Annotated in this window: 16 protein-coding genes; 6 read left to right on the top strand and 10 right to left on the bottom strand. The window is 69.5% G+C overall.

The window, feature by feature from the left end:
* The 7 genes from dprA to ruvX form a co-directional block, all read right to left on the bottom strand.
* The coding region (dprA, locus tag AC2W7C_RS05365; RefSeq protein ID WP_486000513.1) for a DNA-processing protein DprA at window positions 1-980 on the bottom strand (980 nt) is incomplete at its 3' end.
* Window positions 977-1645, bottom strand: a complete 669-nt coding sequence (locus AC2W7C_RS05360; protein WP_486000512.1) for a glycerol-3-phosphate acyltransferase — start codon at window positions 1643-1645, stop codon at window positions 977-979. The genes dprA and AC2W7C_RS05360, both read right to left, overlap by 4 nt.
* An 87-nt stretch (window positions 1646-1732) precedes the next feature.
* Window positions 1733-3019 (bottom strand): dihydroorotase, encoded by a 1287-nt coding sequence (gene pyrC / locus AC2W7C_RS05355; protein WP_486000511.1) that lies wholly within the window; start codon window positions 3017-3019, stop codon window positions 1733-1735.
* Window positions 3016-3999: an aspartate carbamoyltransferase catalytic subunit gene (locus tag AC2W7C_RS05350; protein ID WP_486000510.1), complete on the bottom strand. Its 984-nt coding sequence runs from the start codon at window positions 3997-3999 to the stop codon at window positions 3016-3018. The genes pyrC and AC2W7C_RS05350 overlap by 4 nt, the downstream gene beginning before the upstream one ends.
* A 297-nt stretch (window positions 4000-4296) precedes the next feature.
* A complete protein-coding gene (locus tag AC2W7C_RS05345; protein WP_486000516.1) occupies window positions 4297-4605 on the bottom strand; it encodes an AEC family transporter in 309 nt (102 codons plus the stop codon).
* Window positions 4605-5219, bottom strand: coding sequence for an AEC family transporter (locus tag AC2W7C_RS05340; RefSeq protein WP_486000509.1), 615 nt, complete (start codon window positions 5217-5219; stop codon window positions 4605-4607). The genes AC2W7C_RS05345 and AC2W7C_RS05340 overlap by 1 nt, the downstream gene beginning before the upstream one ends.
* Window positions 5219-5683 (bottom strand): Holliday junction resolvase RuvX, encoded by a 465-nt coding sequence (ruvX, locus tag AC2W7C_RS05335; protein WP_486000508.1) that lies wholly within the window; start codon window positions 5681-5683, stop codon window positions 5219-5221. The genes AC2W7C_RS05340 and ruvX overlap by 1 nt, the downstream gene beginning before the upstream one ends.
* A gap of 74 nt (window positions 5684-5757) precedes the next feature.
* Between ruvX and AC2W7C_RS05330 the strand changes: the two genes are divergently transcribed.
* From AC2W7C_RS05330 to gatB, 5 genes are all read left to right on the top strand, one after another.
* Window positions 5758-6285, top strand: a complete 528-nt coding sequence (locus AC2W7C_RS05330) for a hypothetical protein (protein ID WP_486000507.1) — start codon at window positions 5758-5760, stop codon at window positions 6283-6285.
* A gap of 112 nt (window positions 6286-6397) precedes the next feature.
* Window positions 6398-6895 (top strand): class I SAM-dependent methyltransferase, encoded by a 498-nt coding sequence (locus tag AC2W7C_RS05325; protein ID WP_486000515.1) that lies wholly within the window; start codon window positions 6398-6400, stop codon window positions 6893-6895.
* A 68-nt stretch (window positions 6896-6963) separates the two neighbouring features.
* Window positions 6964-7251, top strand: a complete 288-nt coding sequence (gene gatC / locus AC2W7C_RS05320) for an Asp-tRNA(Asn)/Glu-tRNA(Gln) amidotransferase subunit GatC (RefSeq protein ID WP_486000506.1) — start codon at window positions 6964-6966, stop codon at window positions 7249-7251.
* A 3-nt stretch (window positions 7252-7254) separates the two neighbouring features.
* Window positions 7255-8733: an Asp-tRNA(Asn)/Glu-tRNA(Gln) amidotransferase subunit GatA gene (gatA, locus tag AC2W7C_RS05315; protein ID WP_486000505.1), complete on the top strand. Its 1479-nt coding sequence runs from the start codon at window positions 7255-7257 to the stop codon at window positions 8731-8733.
* A 2-nt stretch (window positions 8734-8735) separates the two neighbouring features.
* Entirely contained in the window at window positions 8736-10232 is a 1497-nt protein-coding gene (gatB, locus tag AC2W7C_RS05310) for an Asp-tRNA(Asn)/Glu-tRNA(Gln) amidotransferase subunit GatB (RefSeq protein ID WP_486000514.1), read from the top strand.
* Between the two features lie 18 nt (window positions 10233-10250).
* On the opposite strand, the gene AC2W7C_RS05305 is transcribed toward gatB, so the two are convergent.
* The 3 genes from AC2W7C_RS05305 to AC2W7C_RS05295 all read right to left on the bottom strand — a co-directional run bounded on the left by AC2W7C_RS05305 (window position 10251) and on the right by AC2W7C_RS05295 (window position 11924).
* Window positions 10251-10640 carry a GFA family protein gene (locus tag AC2W7C_RS05305; protein ID WP_486000504.1) on the bottom strand — a complete coding sequence of 130 codons (390 nt, stop codon included), beginning with the start codon at window positions 10638-10640 and terminating at the stop codon, window positions 10251-10253.
* Window positions 10641-10723: 83 nt separating this feature from the next.
* Entirely contained in the window at window positions 10724-11143 is a 420-nt protein-coding gene (locus AC2W7C_RS05300; RefSeq protein WP_486000503.1) for an RcnB family protein, read from the bottom strand.
* Between the two features lie 178 nt (window positions 11144-11321).
* Window positions 11322-11924, bottom strand: a complete 603-nt coding sequence (locus AC2W7C_RS05295) for a P-loop NTPase family protein (protein WP_486000502.1) — start codon at window positions 11922-11924, stop codon at window positions 11322-11324.
* Window positions 11925-12183: 259 nt separating this feature from the next.
* Here AC2W7C_RS05295 and aspS point away from each other — a divergent pair, with 259 nt between their 5' ends.
* On the top strand, window positions 12184-14016 hold the full coding sequence (gene aspS / locus AC2W7C_RS05290; RefSeq protein WP_486000501.1) for an aspartate--tRNA ligase: 1833 nt from the start codon (window positions 12184-12186) through the stop codon (window positions 14014-14016).
* Window positions 14017-14157 lie beyond the last annotated feature (141 nt).

The following is a 14157-nucleotide window of genomic DNA, read 5'->3' as shown; positions in this document are numbered from 1 at the left end:
CGAGCCAGCTCGTCGCGGGGCGTCGGGACAGGCGAGAGCAGGGCGGCGACCCGCTCGATCAGGGCCAGGTCGATCTCCTCGGGCCCGCCGACGAAGTCCGGGGCGGGCGGTTCGCGGATCGCCCGCGGCCGGGCGAACTCGCGCTCGACGTCCTCGACGCCTTCGCACAGGATCGCGCCTTGGCGAAGCAGTTCGTTTGGCCCCTTCGAGCGGGGGTCGAGCGGCGATCCGGGCACGGCGAAGACGTCACGCCCCTGTTCGGCCGCGAGCCTGGCTGTGATCAGCGACCCGGACCGGAGCTCCGCCTCGACCACGATCACGCCGCGCGACAGCCCCGAGATGATGCGGTTGCGGCGCGGAAAGTCCTTGGCCTGGGCCTTGGCGCCGACCGGGCTTTCCGAGACGACGCAGCCCTGCTCGGCGATCTGTCGGTGCAGGTCGGCGTGATCGGGCGGATAGACATCGTCCACCCCGCCGCCCAGCACAGCCACCGTTCCGGTCGGCAGGGCGCCCAGGTGCGCTGCGCCGTCGATGCCGCGCGCCATGCCCGACACCACCACATGCCCCGCCTCGCCCAACTGCTGAGCCAGGCCGCGGGCGATCCGCTGGCCGCCCGCCGAGGCGATCCGGGCGCCGACCACGGCCATGCAGGGACGGCGCATCAGGGCGGCGTCGCCAAGCGTCCAGAGGACCGGCGGAGGGGGATCCGTCGCCGCCAGCATCTCGGGGTAGTCAGGGTCGCCCAGGACGATCAGGCGCGCGCCGAAGGTCTCACCCGCCTCGATCTCGGCCTCGACGCGCCCGGGCTGGGGCAGGGCGTGGCCTCGGCCGCCGCCTCGCCGGATCAAGTCGGGCAGGGCCTGAAGCGCGCGCTCGGCGGAACCGAACCGCTCCAGAAGCTGCCGAAAGGCGACGGGCCCGACCTTCTCCGTACGCGCCAGCCGCAGCCGCGCGAACCGTTCGGCCGGGTCGAGCGTCACGTCTTCTTCGCCCCGATCCGAGGCTCCTCGCCCCTCTTGAGGCGGGCGATGTTGTCGGAGTGGCGGATCCAGATCAGCAGCGCCGTGAAGGCGGCCAGCACGGTGATCGCCATCGGCGCCGGCAGCCCGAGCGCGGCGATCGGCAGCAGCGAATAGACCGGCGCCGCCGCCGAGGCGGTCAGGGCCGACAGCGACGAGATCCGCGACAGGACCGCCGTCAGGATCCAGGTCGCGCCGGCCAGCAGGCCCAGCGGCCAGGCCGCGGCCAGCAGCAGGCCAGCAAGAAGTCGCGCGCCTTGCCGCCCTTGAACTTCAGCCAGACGGGGAAAAGATGCCCCAGGAAGGCCGCGCCGCCGGCGACGGCGCCAGCGGTCTCGGCCGAGGGGCTGAGCGCCGCCCAGCATGTACTTCGCCAGCAGCAGGGCCGCGGCGCCCTTGCCGGCGTCCAGCAGCAGGGTGGCCAGAGCCAGGTCCTTACGCCCGGTGCGCAGGACGTTCGTCGCGCCAATATTGCCCGAGCCGATGTTGCGGACGTCGCCGGCGCCGCCCAGACGGGTCAGGATCACGCCGAAGGGGATGGAGCCCAGCAGGTAGCCGCCCGCCGCGAACAACGCGAGCCTTCCCCATTCCAGCGACGCCTGGGCGGGTTCGACCAGATCCTGCACCTCAACCCCCAATACAGCCAGAGCGTGTGTATCACGGCTTCGCGCGCCGGACAGGGACCATTTTCGGATGATTCGGCCGCGCCGCGTTCAGCGCTGATTGAAAACGCGCCGCCCGCCGACGAAGGTCGCGGCCACCTTGCCCTGCAACCGTCGTCCGTCGAAGGGCGAGTTCTTGGACTTCGACTTCAATGCGTCAGCATCGACTACGATCGGCGCGCCCGGGTCGAATAGCACGAGGTCGGCGGGGGCGCCCGCGGCGAGCTTTCCGGCCTCCAGCCCCAGCAGATTGGCGGGTCCCGAGGTCAGCGGGCGCAGCACGTCCAGCAGGTCCAGCCCGTCTTCGTGATGGAGCGTCAGCGCGGCCGGCAGCAGGGTTTCCAGCCCGATCGCGCCCGGCGCGGCCTCAGCAAAGGGCCGCCGCTTGTCCTCGGCCGGAGCAGGGGCGTGGGCCGAGGTGATCGCGTCGATCAGCCCTTCGCGCACCGCCTCGATCAGCGCCTGCCGATCGCTCTCGGCGCGCAGCGGCGGGTCCAGCCGGTAGAAGGTGCGGTAGTCGCCGATATCGATCTCGTTGAAGCACAGGTGGTTGATCGACACCGAGGCGGCGACTTCCAACCCCTTGGCCCGCGCCCGCGCCAGGGTCTCCAGCGCGCCCTCGGTGGAGATCTGGTCCACCAGGAACCGCGCGCCGGTCTGCTCCACAAGCGCCAGGTCACGCTCCAGCTGGATGCGTTCGGCGATGGCCGGGACCGAGGGCAGACCCAGCCGTGTCGCCAGTTCGCCCGACGTCGCCACCGCCCCCTCGCTCAGCCACGGGTCGGCCGGCCGGCAGGCGATCAGGGCGTTGAAGGCCGCGGCGTAGCTCATCACCCGCTGCAGGGTGCGGGTGTTGACGATCACCTTGTCGCCGTCGGTGAAATAGAGGGCCCCGGCTTCGTCCATCAGGCCGATCTCGGCCATCCGCTGGCCGTCGCGCGCCTTGGTGGCCGCTCCGGCGGCGCGCACGTTGACCAGGTCGAGGGCGGCGCCGCGCCGCTGGACGTGGTCGATCATCGCCGGATCGTCGATCGCCGGGTCGGTGTCGGGCTGCACCACGATGGTGGTCACCCCGCCCGCCGCCGCTGACAGGGCCGCGGACTTCAGCGTCTCCTTCGGCTCGGCCCCGGGCTCGCCGGTCTTGACCCGGATGTCGATCAGGCCCGGCGCCAGGCACAGGCCGCCGGCGTCGACGATCTCCACGCCCTCGGGCGCGCTCGCGCCGGCGCCGTGGACGACCTCGACGATGCGGCCGTCCTCGACCAGCACCGAACCCGCGCCGTCGTAGTCAGAGGCCGGATCCAGCAGGCGGGCGTTCAGGATCGCGATCGCGCTCATGACGTCGCTCCTTCGCGCCGGGCCGACAGGGCCGCCAGCACCGCCATGCGGGCCGCCACGCCCATCTCCACCTGGTCCTGGATCAGCGACACGGTCAGGTCGTCGGCCACGTCGGAATCGATCTCCACGCCGCGGTTCATCGGTCCCGGGTGCATCACCTTGGCTCCCGGCTTCGCCCAGGCCAGCTTCTCGCGGTCCAGGCCCCAGAAGCGGAAGAACTCGCGGGTCGAGGGCACTAGGGCGCCCTCCATCCGCTCCAGCTGCAGGCGCAGCATCATCACCACGTCGACGCCCTGCAGGCCGTCCTTCATATCGTGGAAGACCTCGCAGCCCCAGCGGTCGGCGTCGCCGGGCACCAGCGTTGGCGGCCCGATCAACCGGACGCGCGCGCCCATCATCGACAGCAGGGCGACATTGGACCGGGCCACGCGGCTGTGGGCGATGTCGCCGCAGATGGCCACGGTCAGCCCGCCCACGTCGCCGAAGGCCCGGCGCAGGCTCAGCAGGTCCAATAGCGCCTGGGTCGGATGCTCGTGCCGACCGTCCCCGGCGTTGACCACCGCGCAGCCGACCTTTTGCGACAGCAGGGCCGCCGCGCCCGAGGCCGAATGGCGCACCACCAGCACGTCCGGCTTCATGGCGTTCAGGGTCGCCGCCGTGTCGATCAGCGTCTCGCCCTTGGCCACCGAGGAGGTACGGGGGCTCAGCGCCGTGACGTCGGCGCCCAGCCGCTTGGCCGCGATCTCGAACGAGGCGCTGGTGCGGGTCGAGTTCTCGAAGAACAGGTTCATCACCGTCCGCCCGCGCATGATGTCGAGCGACTTGGCGGATTGGCGATTGAAGTCGACGAAGGCGTCGGCCAGGTCCAGCAGCGGCGGGACCGTTGCGGCGTTCAGATCGCCGGCGGACAGGAAGTGATCGCGAGGAAACGGCTCCAGCCGTTCTCGGATGATCTCGGTGAGTCGGTCGGGCTGGCTCATCGAGACGCCGCTATAGCGCAATTCTCATTTGGGTCGAGCCACGGCGGTCAAGGATCTCGCCAGGTGCTCGCCCGCTGAACGGATCACCGGTCGTAGGACCAGACGAACCAAGCATAAAGGACGGCGACAAAGACGAACCAGAGCAAGGCCCAAGCTCTGCGGCGACCCAGCTTTTTCAGGAACGCGGCGAGGAAGAGCGGCGGGCCCAGAATGAGGGCTAGGAGGGCGACCCATTTCCACAGATCTGCGCCGTCCATATCCCCTCCAGAACTCGCCAAGCTTATCGAAGGTACGCAATCACGCCAAATGGAACAGCGCCAGCAGGATCGGGATGCTGGCCGCGCTGCCCACCGTCGTCAGCGCGACGATCCCGGCCATCAGCGGGGCGTCGCCGCCCATCTGGCGGGCCAGGATGTAGCTGGCCGCCGCCCCGGGCGCCGCGCCGCACAGGAGCGCGATCCCCTGGGCGGTCTGGTCGCCGCCATAAAGGATGCACAGGCCCCACATCAGGGGCGGGGTGATGACCAGCTTGACGAAGGACACCAAGCCGATGGTGACCTTGCGGCGGGCCACCTCGGCGAAGCTCAAGCCCGCGCCGGCGACGATCAGTCCCAGGGGCAGGGCGGCCCCGCCCAGAAGCTCCAGGGTGTCCGAAATCCCCGGCAGCCGGGGACGTGCAACAGGTTCAGCGCCAGGCCGATCAGGCAGGCCAGCAGGATGGGATTGGACAGGATCGCCCGGGTCAGCGCCCAGGGCGACATCTCGCGCTGGTCGGCGCCCCACTTCACCAGCACGATCACGCACAGGATGTTGGTGACCGGGATCATCGCGGCGATCACCACCGCCGCCAGCGCCAGCCCGTCCGGCCCGAACACAGACAGGATCACCGGCAGGAAGACGAAGCTGTTCCACCGGATCGCGCCCTGGAAGACCGACGTGAAGGCCGGGCCGTCGATCTTCATCAGCGGCTTCAGCGCCAGCGTCAGGGCGGCGATGATCAGCACGCTGGTCACCGAGGCCGCGCCCGCCGCGCCCGCGCCGCCGCCGGAAATGTCCGCTTTCCAGATCGCGGGGATCAGGAAGCCCGGGTAGAGCAGATGGATCGACAGCTTCTCGATCGGCCGCCACGTCGCGTCGGGCAGGAAGTCGGATTTGCGCAGGCCGTAGCCGATGGCGATCAGCACGAAGACCGGCAGGACCCCGGCGACCAGCGCGCTCATCAGCCGCGCAACCGATCCAGGGCGCCCTGCAGGATCCAGGCGGCCGCCGTGCGGTCGACGACGTCGGCTCGACGCTTGCGGGTCAGGTCCAGCTCGTCGATCAGGAACCGCTCGACGGCGGTCGTCGACAGCCGCTCGTCCTGGAAAGTCACCGGCACCTCGCGCAGGCGCTGCAGGTTGCGGGCGAAGGCGCGGCACGACTGGGCGCGCGGTCCCTCGGTGCCGTCCATGTTCAGCGGCAGGCCGATCACCAGGCCCGACGCGTTGCGCCCGTCCATGAGTTTCAGGACCGCCTCGGCGTCCTGGGTGAATTTCGTCTTGCGGATCAGCTGCAGCGGGCTGGCGATCATCCGGCTGGCGTCGGACGCCGCCACCCCGATGGTCTTCTCGCCCAGGTCCAGCCCCAGCCAGGGTGTTCCGGGCGGCGTCGAGGCGGCGAGGTCTTCGAGCGATAGAACGGTCACACGGGGGCGGTAGGACTGGCGGGCTTCGCTGGCAAGGTGCTAGCTACGCCGAACGACGAATTGGGGAGCGCCTGATGAAGCATCCGATCCTGTTCCTGGCGGCCCTGGCCGGCATCACGGCCTGCGACGCCCAGGTGGAAAGCCGCAAGGAAGCCGTGCCGTCGGCCGAGGCGCCGGCCCCAGTCCAGGCCGCCGATCCGCTGGTCGCCGCCGGCCCCGCCGCGACCGTCCAACCCGACGCGGACGCTGGCGTGCAGCAGGCCGCCTCGGTCGTGCGCGTGGACGCGCTGACCCGCCAGGGCGATCAGGCCGTCAAATTGTTCGGCACGGCTGGCGGCGATCCGGCCATGAACGGCCTCTACACCTACGTCGGGTTCTACCAGTCGCCGGCCGAGGGCTGGCGGTCGTTCCGCCTGGGCGACGTGCTCGACTACCGCATCCTGTCCGAAAGCGCGGGCCGGGTAGATCTCGAGATCGAGGAGAGCGTCATGAACGAGGCGACCACCCAGATCAGCAGCCGCAAGCGCCGTCTCATCGTCGCCTGGACGCCGGGCGCGGACGGCGCGCCGCCGGCCAGCGTCACCGTCACGCCCGCCCGGTGAGCGAACCCGACGACCTGGCCGCAACCGCGCGACGGTCGCCGGCTACGACGTCTGCGCCGAGAGCTATGCGGCGGAAACCGACCATGCGCCGACGCCGGACCATGTCGAGGCCCTGGAGCGCCTGGTCGCCTCGGTCGGGCCCGGCGGCCGGGTGCTGGAGGTCGCGTCAGGCCCGGGCTGGGACGCCGACCGGCTGGAGCGCATGGGGCTGCGGGTCCGTCGGACCGATCTGTCGGATGGCTTCATCGCCCTCCAGCGCCAGCGGGGCCGGACGATCGACAAGCTGGACCTGATCGCCGGCGATCTCGGCGGCCCCTGGGACGGCGTCGTCGCTCTCTACGTCATCCAGCATATCGGGCGCGATCTGGTCGACGACGTGATCGGACGGATCGCGGCGGCGCTCCGACCCCGCGGAACCTTGCTGATGTCCTTCCAGGAAGGCGAGGGCGAGCAGACGTCGGTTGGGACCAGCGGAACCTATCAGGTCGTGCGCTGGCGGGACGTGGACATGACCGACTGTCTGGCGCGCCATGGCCTCGCCGTGGATTGGCGATCGACTTTCGACGGGCGGGAAGGGGTCTGGATCACCGTGCTCGCGCACCGTTCTTGAGATTCGGCGCCCGGCCCGCTACTTCCGCCCGTTCCGCTTTCGCCCAAGGGCAACCACTGGAGGGCCGCATGGCCATCGACGCCGCGACGGTGCGCAAGGTCGCCCATCTCGCCCGCATCAAGACCCCCGAGGACCGGCTGGAGCCGCTGGCCGCCGAACTGAACGGCATCCTCGCCTGGATCGAGCAGCTGAACGCGGTCGACGTCCAGGGCGTCGAGCCCATGACCTCCAACGTGGCCCAGCCCCTGCGCCTGCGCGACGACGTCGTCACCGACGGCGGCAAGGTCGCCGACGTCCTGTCCAACGCGCCCAAATCCGCCGACGGCTTCTATGTCGTGCCCAAGGTGGTCGAGTAGATCATGTCCGACCTCACGAAACTGACCCTCAAGACCGCGCTGGACGGCCTCAAGGCCCGCGACTTCTCGTCCGAGGAGATCACCAAGGCCTTCGTCGCCAACATCGACGCCGCCAACCCGACCCTGAACGCCTATGTCGTCCAGACCACGGACAAGGCGCTGGACATGGCCCGGGCGTCCGACGCCAGGCTGGCCAAGGGCGAAGGCGGGGCGCTGGAAGGCGCGCCGCTGGGGATCAAGGATCTGTTCTGCACCGACGGTGTCCAAACCACCGCCGGGTCGAACATGCTGCGCGGCTTCGTCCCGCCGTATGAATCCACCGTGACGGCCAACCTGTGGGCGGACGGCGCCGTCATGCTGGGCAAGCTGAACATGGACGAGTTCGCCATGGGCTCGTCCAACGAGACCTCGGCGTTCGGCCCCGTGGTCAATCCGTGGAAGTCGAAGACCTCCAACGCCGACCTGACCCCGGGCGGTTCGTCGGGCGGATCCGCCTCGGCCGTCGCGGGCGACCTCTGCCTGGCCGCCACGGCGTCCGACACCGGCGGCTCCATCCGCCAGCCCGCGGCCTTCACCGGCACGGTCGGGATCAAGCCGACCTACGGCCGCGCCAGCCGCTTCGGCATGGTCGCCTTCGCCAGCTCGCTGGACCAGGCGGGCCCGATCACCAAGACGGTCGAGGACGCGGCCATTCTGCTGCGCTCGATGTGCTCGTTCGACGTCAAGGATTCCACCAGCCTGGACGTCGAGACGCCCGACTGGACGCGGTCGCTCGGCAAGGGCGTGAAGGGCCTGCGCATCGGCGTGCCCAAGGAGTACGTGGTCGACGGCATGCCCGCCGAGATCCAGGCGCTGTGGGACCAGGGCGTCCAGTGGCTCAAGGCCGCCGGCGCCGAGATCGTCGAGATCAGCCTGCCGCACACCCAGTACGCGCTGCCGGCCTACTATATCGTCGCCCCGGCCGAGGCCTCGTCCAACCTGGCGCGCTACGACGGCATGCGCTTCGGCCACCGCGCCGAGAAGGCGACCAGCCTGACGGACCTCTACGAGACCAGCCGCGCGGAGGGCTTCGGCAAGGAGGTCCAGCGCCGCCTGACCATCGGCGCCTACGTCCTGTCGGCCGGCTTCTATGACGCCTACTACGTGCGCGCGCTCAAGGTTCGTCGTCGGATCGCCGAGGACTTCGACAACGTTTGGGGCACGGTCGACGCCATCCTGACGCCGTCCACCCCGTCCGCCGCCTTCGCGATCGGCGACAAGCAGATCGACCCGCTGCAGATGTACCTGAACGACATCTTCACGGTGACCGCCAACCTCGCGGGCCTTCCGGGCATCTCGGTGCCCGCGGGCGTGGACTCGGGCGGTCTGCCCCTGGGCCTGCAGGTCATCGGCAAGGCGCTGGACGAGGCGACCGTGTTCCAGGTCGCCGACGTGCTGGAGCGATCGGCCGGCTTCACGGCCCGGCCGGAGAAGTGGTGGTGAGCATGACCGAGACCAACGCCAAGCTGATCCAGGGCCGCACCGGCCCCTGGGAGATCGTCATGGGCCTGGAGATCCACGCCCAGGTGGCGTCGAACGCCAAGCTGTTCTCGGGCGCCGCCGTCGGCTTCGGCGCGGGGCCGAACGAGCAGGTGTCGCTGGTCGACGCCGGGTTCCCCGGCATGCTGCCGACCCTGAACCGTCACTGCGTCGAACAGGCGGTGAAGACCGGCTTGGGCCTGAAGGCCCGGATCAATCGGCGCAGCCAGTTCGACCGGAAGAACTACTTCTACCCCGACCTGCCCACCGGCTATCAGATCAGCCAGCTGTTCTACCCCATCGTCGGCGAGGGCGTCGTCGAGGTGGAGGCCGAGGACGGCAGCTTCTTCAACGTCGGCATCGAGCGCCTGCACCTGGAACAGGACGCGGGCAAGCTGATCCACGACCTGTCGCCGACCGAGAGCTACGTCGATCTGAACCGCGCGGGCACGGCCCTGATGGAGATCGTCTCCAAGCCGGACATCCGGTCGCCGGAAGAGGCCGTCGCCTACGTCAAGAAGATCCGCACCATCCTGATCTATCTGGGCACCTGCGACGGGGACATGGAGAAGGGCAATCTGCGCGCCGACGTGAACGTCTCGGTCTGCCGCGAGGGCGGCTACGAGAAGTTCAAGGCGACCGGCGACTTCAGCCACCTGGGCACCCGCTGCGAGATCAAGAACGTCAACTCGTTCCGCTTCATCTCGCAGGCCATCAACTACGAGGCCCGCCGCCAGATCGAGATTCTCGAGGACGGCGGCAAGATCGACCAGGAGACCCGGCTCTACGACGCGGCCAAGGGCGAGACCCGCTCGATGCGGTCCAAGGAAGAGGCGATGGACTATCGCTACTTCCCCGACCCCGACTTGCTGCCGCTCGAGCTGGAGCAGGCCTGGATCGACGACATCAAGGCCAACCTCCCCGAGCTGCCGGACGAGAAGCGCCGCCGGCTGATGGCCGACTACGGCCTGTCGCAATACGATGCGGTGGTGCTGATCTCGGAACAGGCCAAGGCGGACTATTTCGAGGCCGCGGCGAAGGGGCGTGACGCCAAGCTGGTCGCCAACTGGGTCACCAACGAGGTGTCCGCCCGTCTAGCCGCCGACGGCAAGGACTTCTTGGAGAACCCGCTGCCTGCAACCCATGTGGCCCAGCTGGTCGAACTGATCGAGAACGGGACGATCTCGTCCAAGATCGCCAAGGAAGTCTTCGACCACGTTTGGAACGGCGAGGGCTCGCCGGCCGAGGTGGTCGAGGCGCACGGCCTCAGGCAGGTCACCGACACCGGCGCCATCGAGAAGGCGGTCGACGAGATCATCGCCGCCAATCCCGACAAGGCCGCCGCCGTCGCCGAGAAGCCCCAGGCCATCGGCTGGTTCGTCGGCCAGGTCATGAAGGCCACCGGCGGCAAGGCCAATCCGGCCGCGGTCAACGACATCCTGAAGGCCAGGCTGGGGCTCTGAGGCGGAGCCGGACCTGGCTCACTCCCGGTCGCGCTCCCATCGCCGAGCGCCGGCCAGGGCGCCCAGCCACGGTTCACGCCGGACGGTCCAGAGCTCGTAGGCGGGCTCCAACCCGTTCGGCGGGCCGTCCAGCGTGCCGAGCTTCACCTCGATCTCGTCTTCTTCGTCCGTCCAGGTGAACAGCGATGCCCCGCACCGGGGGCAGAACCGGTCGCCGCCGGCCCTAACCTCCCACCGGGACAGGTCGCCAGTGATCGTCACCGCGGCCCTAGGCCATACGGCGTAGTGCGAGAAGGCCGAACCGGTGAATTTTCGGCAGGTCTCGCAGTGGCAGAGCCCCACCCGCAGCGGCTCGCCGGCCAGCTCGTAGCGGACCTGTCCGCAGTTGCAGCCACCAGTGCGCGCCATGGTGCTCTCCTGTTGATCCCCATGACAACGAAAAGCCCGCCCGGATCGCTCCGGGCGGGCTCTTTCGTTGGCGGCGGGCGGCCCTAGTCGTTCAGCAGCGACAGGATCACGCCGGTGGCGATCGCCGCGAGGACGATATCGCCGGTGTCAGTGCGGTAGTAGCCGTAGCCGCGCGGCGGCGGGGCGTAGCCGTAGCGACGGTAGTCGTCGACGTACCAGCTGCGGCGGTAGTTGTAGGGGATCACCGCGCCGCGTTGCCAGCGACGATACTCCCGGCGCTGCTGACGCTCCCAGCGGTCGCGATCGCGGTCCCAGCGGTCCCGGTCGCGTTCCCAGCGGCGATAATCGCGGCGATGATCACGGTCGGCGCGGCGTTCCCAGCGCTCGTAGCGGCCGTCGCGGTCCCGATCATGGCGCCAGGACTGGGCCGAAGCGGCCATCGGGGTCCCGACGGTGGCCAGGGTCGCGAGGGCGAGAGCGCCGATGGCGAGTTTCTTGTTCATGGCATGCGTCTCCTTCTTCGGGACGCCGCGCCCTGCGGGTGAGGCGCCCGACGAGGTGGTCAGGATCGGATTTTCGGCCTGAACCCCGCCTGAACGGGCCGTTCAAGGTTCGTCGTCGAAGAGTTCGTCCTCGACGGCCTCGCGGGCCAGCGCCCGCGTCACGGCCCGTGCAGGGGCGTCAAGCCGCTCCACGAATCGCCGCGGCGGCGGCCGCCGACCGATCGATGCGGCGCAACAGATAGGGGATCACGTCCTTGGCCGGCCGGATGCCACGCTCGGCGAAACGGGCCTCCAGCATCGCCGCCAGGACCGCGTCGTCCGGCGGCTCCATGGCCACGCTCACCGCCGCGTCCAGCCGTGAACGGAGGTCGGGCAGGGCGACCGTCCAGGCGGAGGGGGCGGGCCGCGAAATCATCAGCAGCGCTCCGCCCGGCGCCTGCGCCAGGTTGATCAGATGGAACAGGGTCTCGTCGTCGGCGTCCATCGCCCGATCCAGAAGCACCGGCCGCCCCTCGATCTCCAGCGGATCGATCAGGGCGGCCTCCGCCCCGTGCAGCGCCACGGCGCCGACCCGCTCGGCCCAAATCTGGCCCAACCGGCTCTTGCCGCAGCCGGCGGGACCGCAGATCGCCATCACCCCGCCAATCAGGCCGGGCCAGTCGGCGATCGCCTCAACCGCCGCCCGGTTGCAGTCCGACACCACGAAGCTGGTCTCGCCCTCCGGCAAGTCGCTTTGCAGCGGCAGCCGCATCTGATCAGGAGGGGCGGGGCGGGCGGTCATGGGGCCTTGTATATCAGAGGCTTCCGGGCGTGCGTTAACCGCACGCCTTGCGGGCTGTGGACAGCGCCCATTCGTTTGTAGGCCGTTTCGCCCGCCGGACCTTTCCCCGCCGTCTCGGCGAACCCTAGGGCGTCGCCCGGGCAGGTCTCGGGCGTTGGAGGCGCGCCGCCCGGCCCGCCTTGACTTTCAGGGGCGATGATGCGCCCTTCCGCGCTCCCGAATTCCGCCCGCCAGGGCCCGAATCCAAGACGAACCGACCATGCACGCCTACCGCTCCCACACCTGCGGCGCCCTCCGTTCGACCGACGCGGGCTCCAACGCCCGCCTGTCCGGCTGGGTGCACCGCAAGCGCGACCACGGCGGCCTGCTGTTCATCGACCTGCGCGACCACTACGGCCTGACCCAGCTGGTCCTGCACCCCGAGACGCCGGGCTTCGAGACCGTCGAACGCCTGCGGGCCGAAAGCGTCATCCGCGTGGACGGCGAGGTGGTCGCCCGCGACGCCTCCGTGATCAATGCAAGCCTGCCGACCGGCGAGATCGAATTGCGCGTCACTGGCGTCGAGGTGCTGTCGGAAGCTGCGGAACTGCCGCTGCCGGTCTTCGGCGAGCCGGAATACCCCGAAGAGCTGCGCCTGAAGCACCGCTACCTCGACCTTCGCCGCGAGACCCTGCACAAGAACATCGTGCTGCGCTCGAAGGTCATCTCCTCGATCCGGCGCCGCATGGTCGACCAGGGCTTTCTGGAGTACCAGACCCCGATCCTGACGGCCTCGTCGCCGGAGGGCGCGCGCGACTTCCTGGTGCCCTCGCGCCTGCATCCAGGCAAGTTCTACGCCCTTCCGCAGGCCCCACAGCAGTTCAAGCAGCTGCTGATGGTCTCTGGTTTCGACCGCTACTTCCAGATCGCGCCCTGCTTCCGCGACGAGGATCTGCGCGCCGACCGCTCGCTGGAGTTCTACCAGCTCGACGTCGAGATGAGCTTCGTGACCCAGGAAGACGTGTTCGCCGCCATCGAGCCCGTCATGCACGGGGTGTTCGAGGAGTTCGCCGAGGGCAAGCCGGTCTCGCCGATCGATGGGACCCAAACCTTCACCAACGACTTCGGCCAGACCTCGGAGCACAAGGGCTTCGAGCGCCTGACCTACGAGCAGTCGATGGCCTGGTACGGCACCGACAAGCCAGACACCCGCAACCCCATCAAGATGCGGGACGTCTCGGACCACTTCCGCGACGGCGGCTTCGGCCTGTTCAACAAGATCCTGGCCGCCGACGAGAAGAACGCGGTGTGGGCCATCCCGGCCCCGACGGGCGGCAGCCGCGCGTTCTGCGACCGGATGAACAGCTGGGCGCAGGGCGAGGGCCAGCCGGGTCTGGGCTACATCTTCTGGTCGGACGACCAGGGCGCCTGGGGCGGACCCATCGCCAAGAACCTGGGCCAGGAGCCGACCGAGACCCTGATGACCGCCCTGGGGCTGGGCAAGGGCGACGCCGCCTTCTTCGCCGCCGGTCTGCCCTCGGTCTTCGCCAAGTTCGCCGGCCTGGCCCGCACCCGCGTCGGGACCGAGCTGAAGCTGGTCGACGAGGACCAGTTCAAATTCTGCTGGATCGTCGACTTCCCGATGTTCGAGTGGTCGGAGGAAGAGAAGAAGGTCGACTTCAGCCACAACCCCTTCTCGATGCCCCAGGGCGGCCTGGAGGCCCTGGAGACGCAGGACCCGCTGACCATCCGCGCCTATCAGTACGACATCGTCTGCAACGGCTACGAACTGTGCTCGGGCGCGATCCGGAACCACAAGGCCGAGATCATGCTCAAGGCCTTCCAGATCGCCGGCTACGACGCCTCGGTGGTCGAAGAGCAGTTCGGCGGCATGCTGAACGCGTTCCGTTATGGCGCGCCGCCGCACGGGGGCCTGGCTCCGGGCATCGACCGCATCGTCATGCTGCTGGCCAACCAGACGGCCATCCGCGAGGTGATCGCCTTCCCGTTGAACCAGCAGGGCGAGGATCTGCTGATGAACGCGCCCACCGAGGCGGCTGAGCGCCAGCTGAAGGACGTGCACATCCGCACGGCCCTGCCGCTGAAGGTCTGACGGAAAGCGGGTCGGAAAAGCAAAAGGCCTCGCCTTGGCGGGGCCATTCTCGTCAGTGACCGCTGTTGGCCACAACCAGGTTGCGAACACGGGGCGGGCGCCGGCGGGGGCAGGGGGGGCGCCGGGGGGTGCGACCCGCAC

The organism is Brevundimonas sp. CURTG3B2_SDJG (assembly GCF_057364705.1).
The sequence above is the reverse complement of the archived record's forward strand: the minus strand, read 5'-3'. Positions and strand labels throughout refer to the sequence as shown.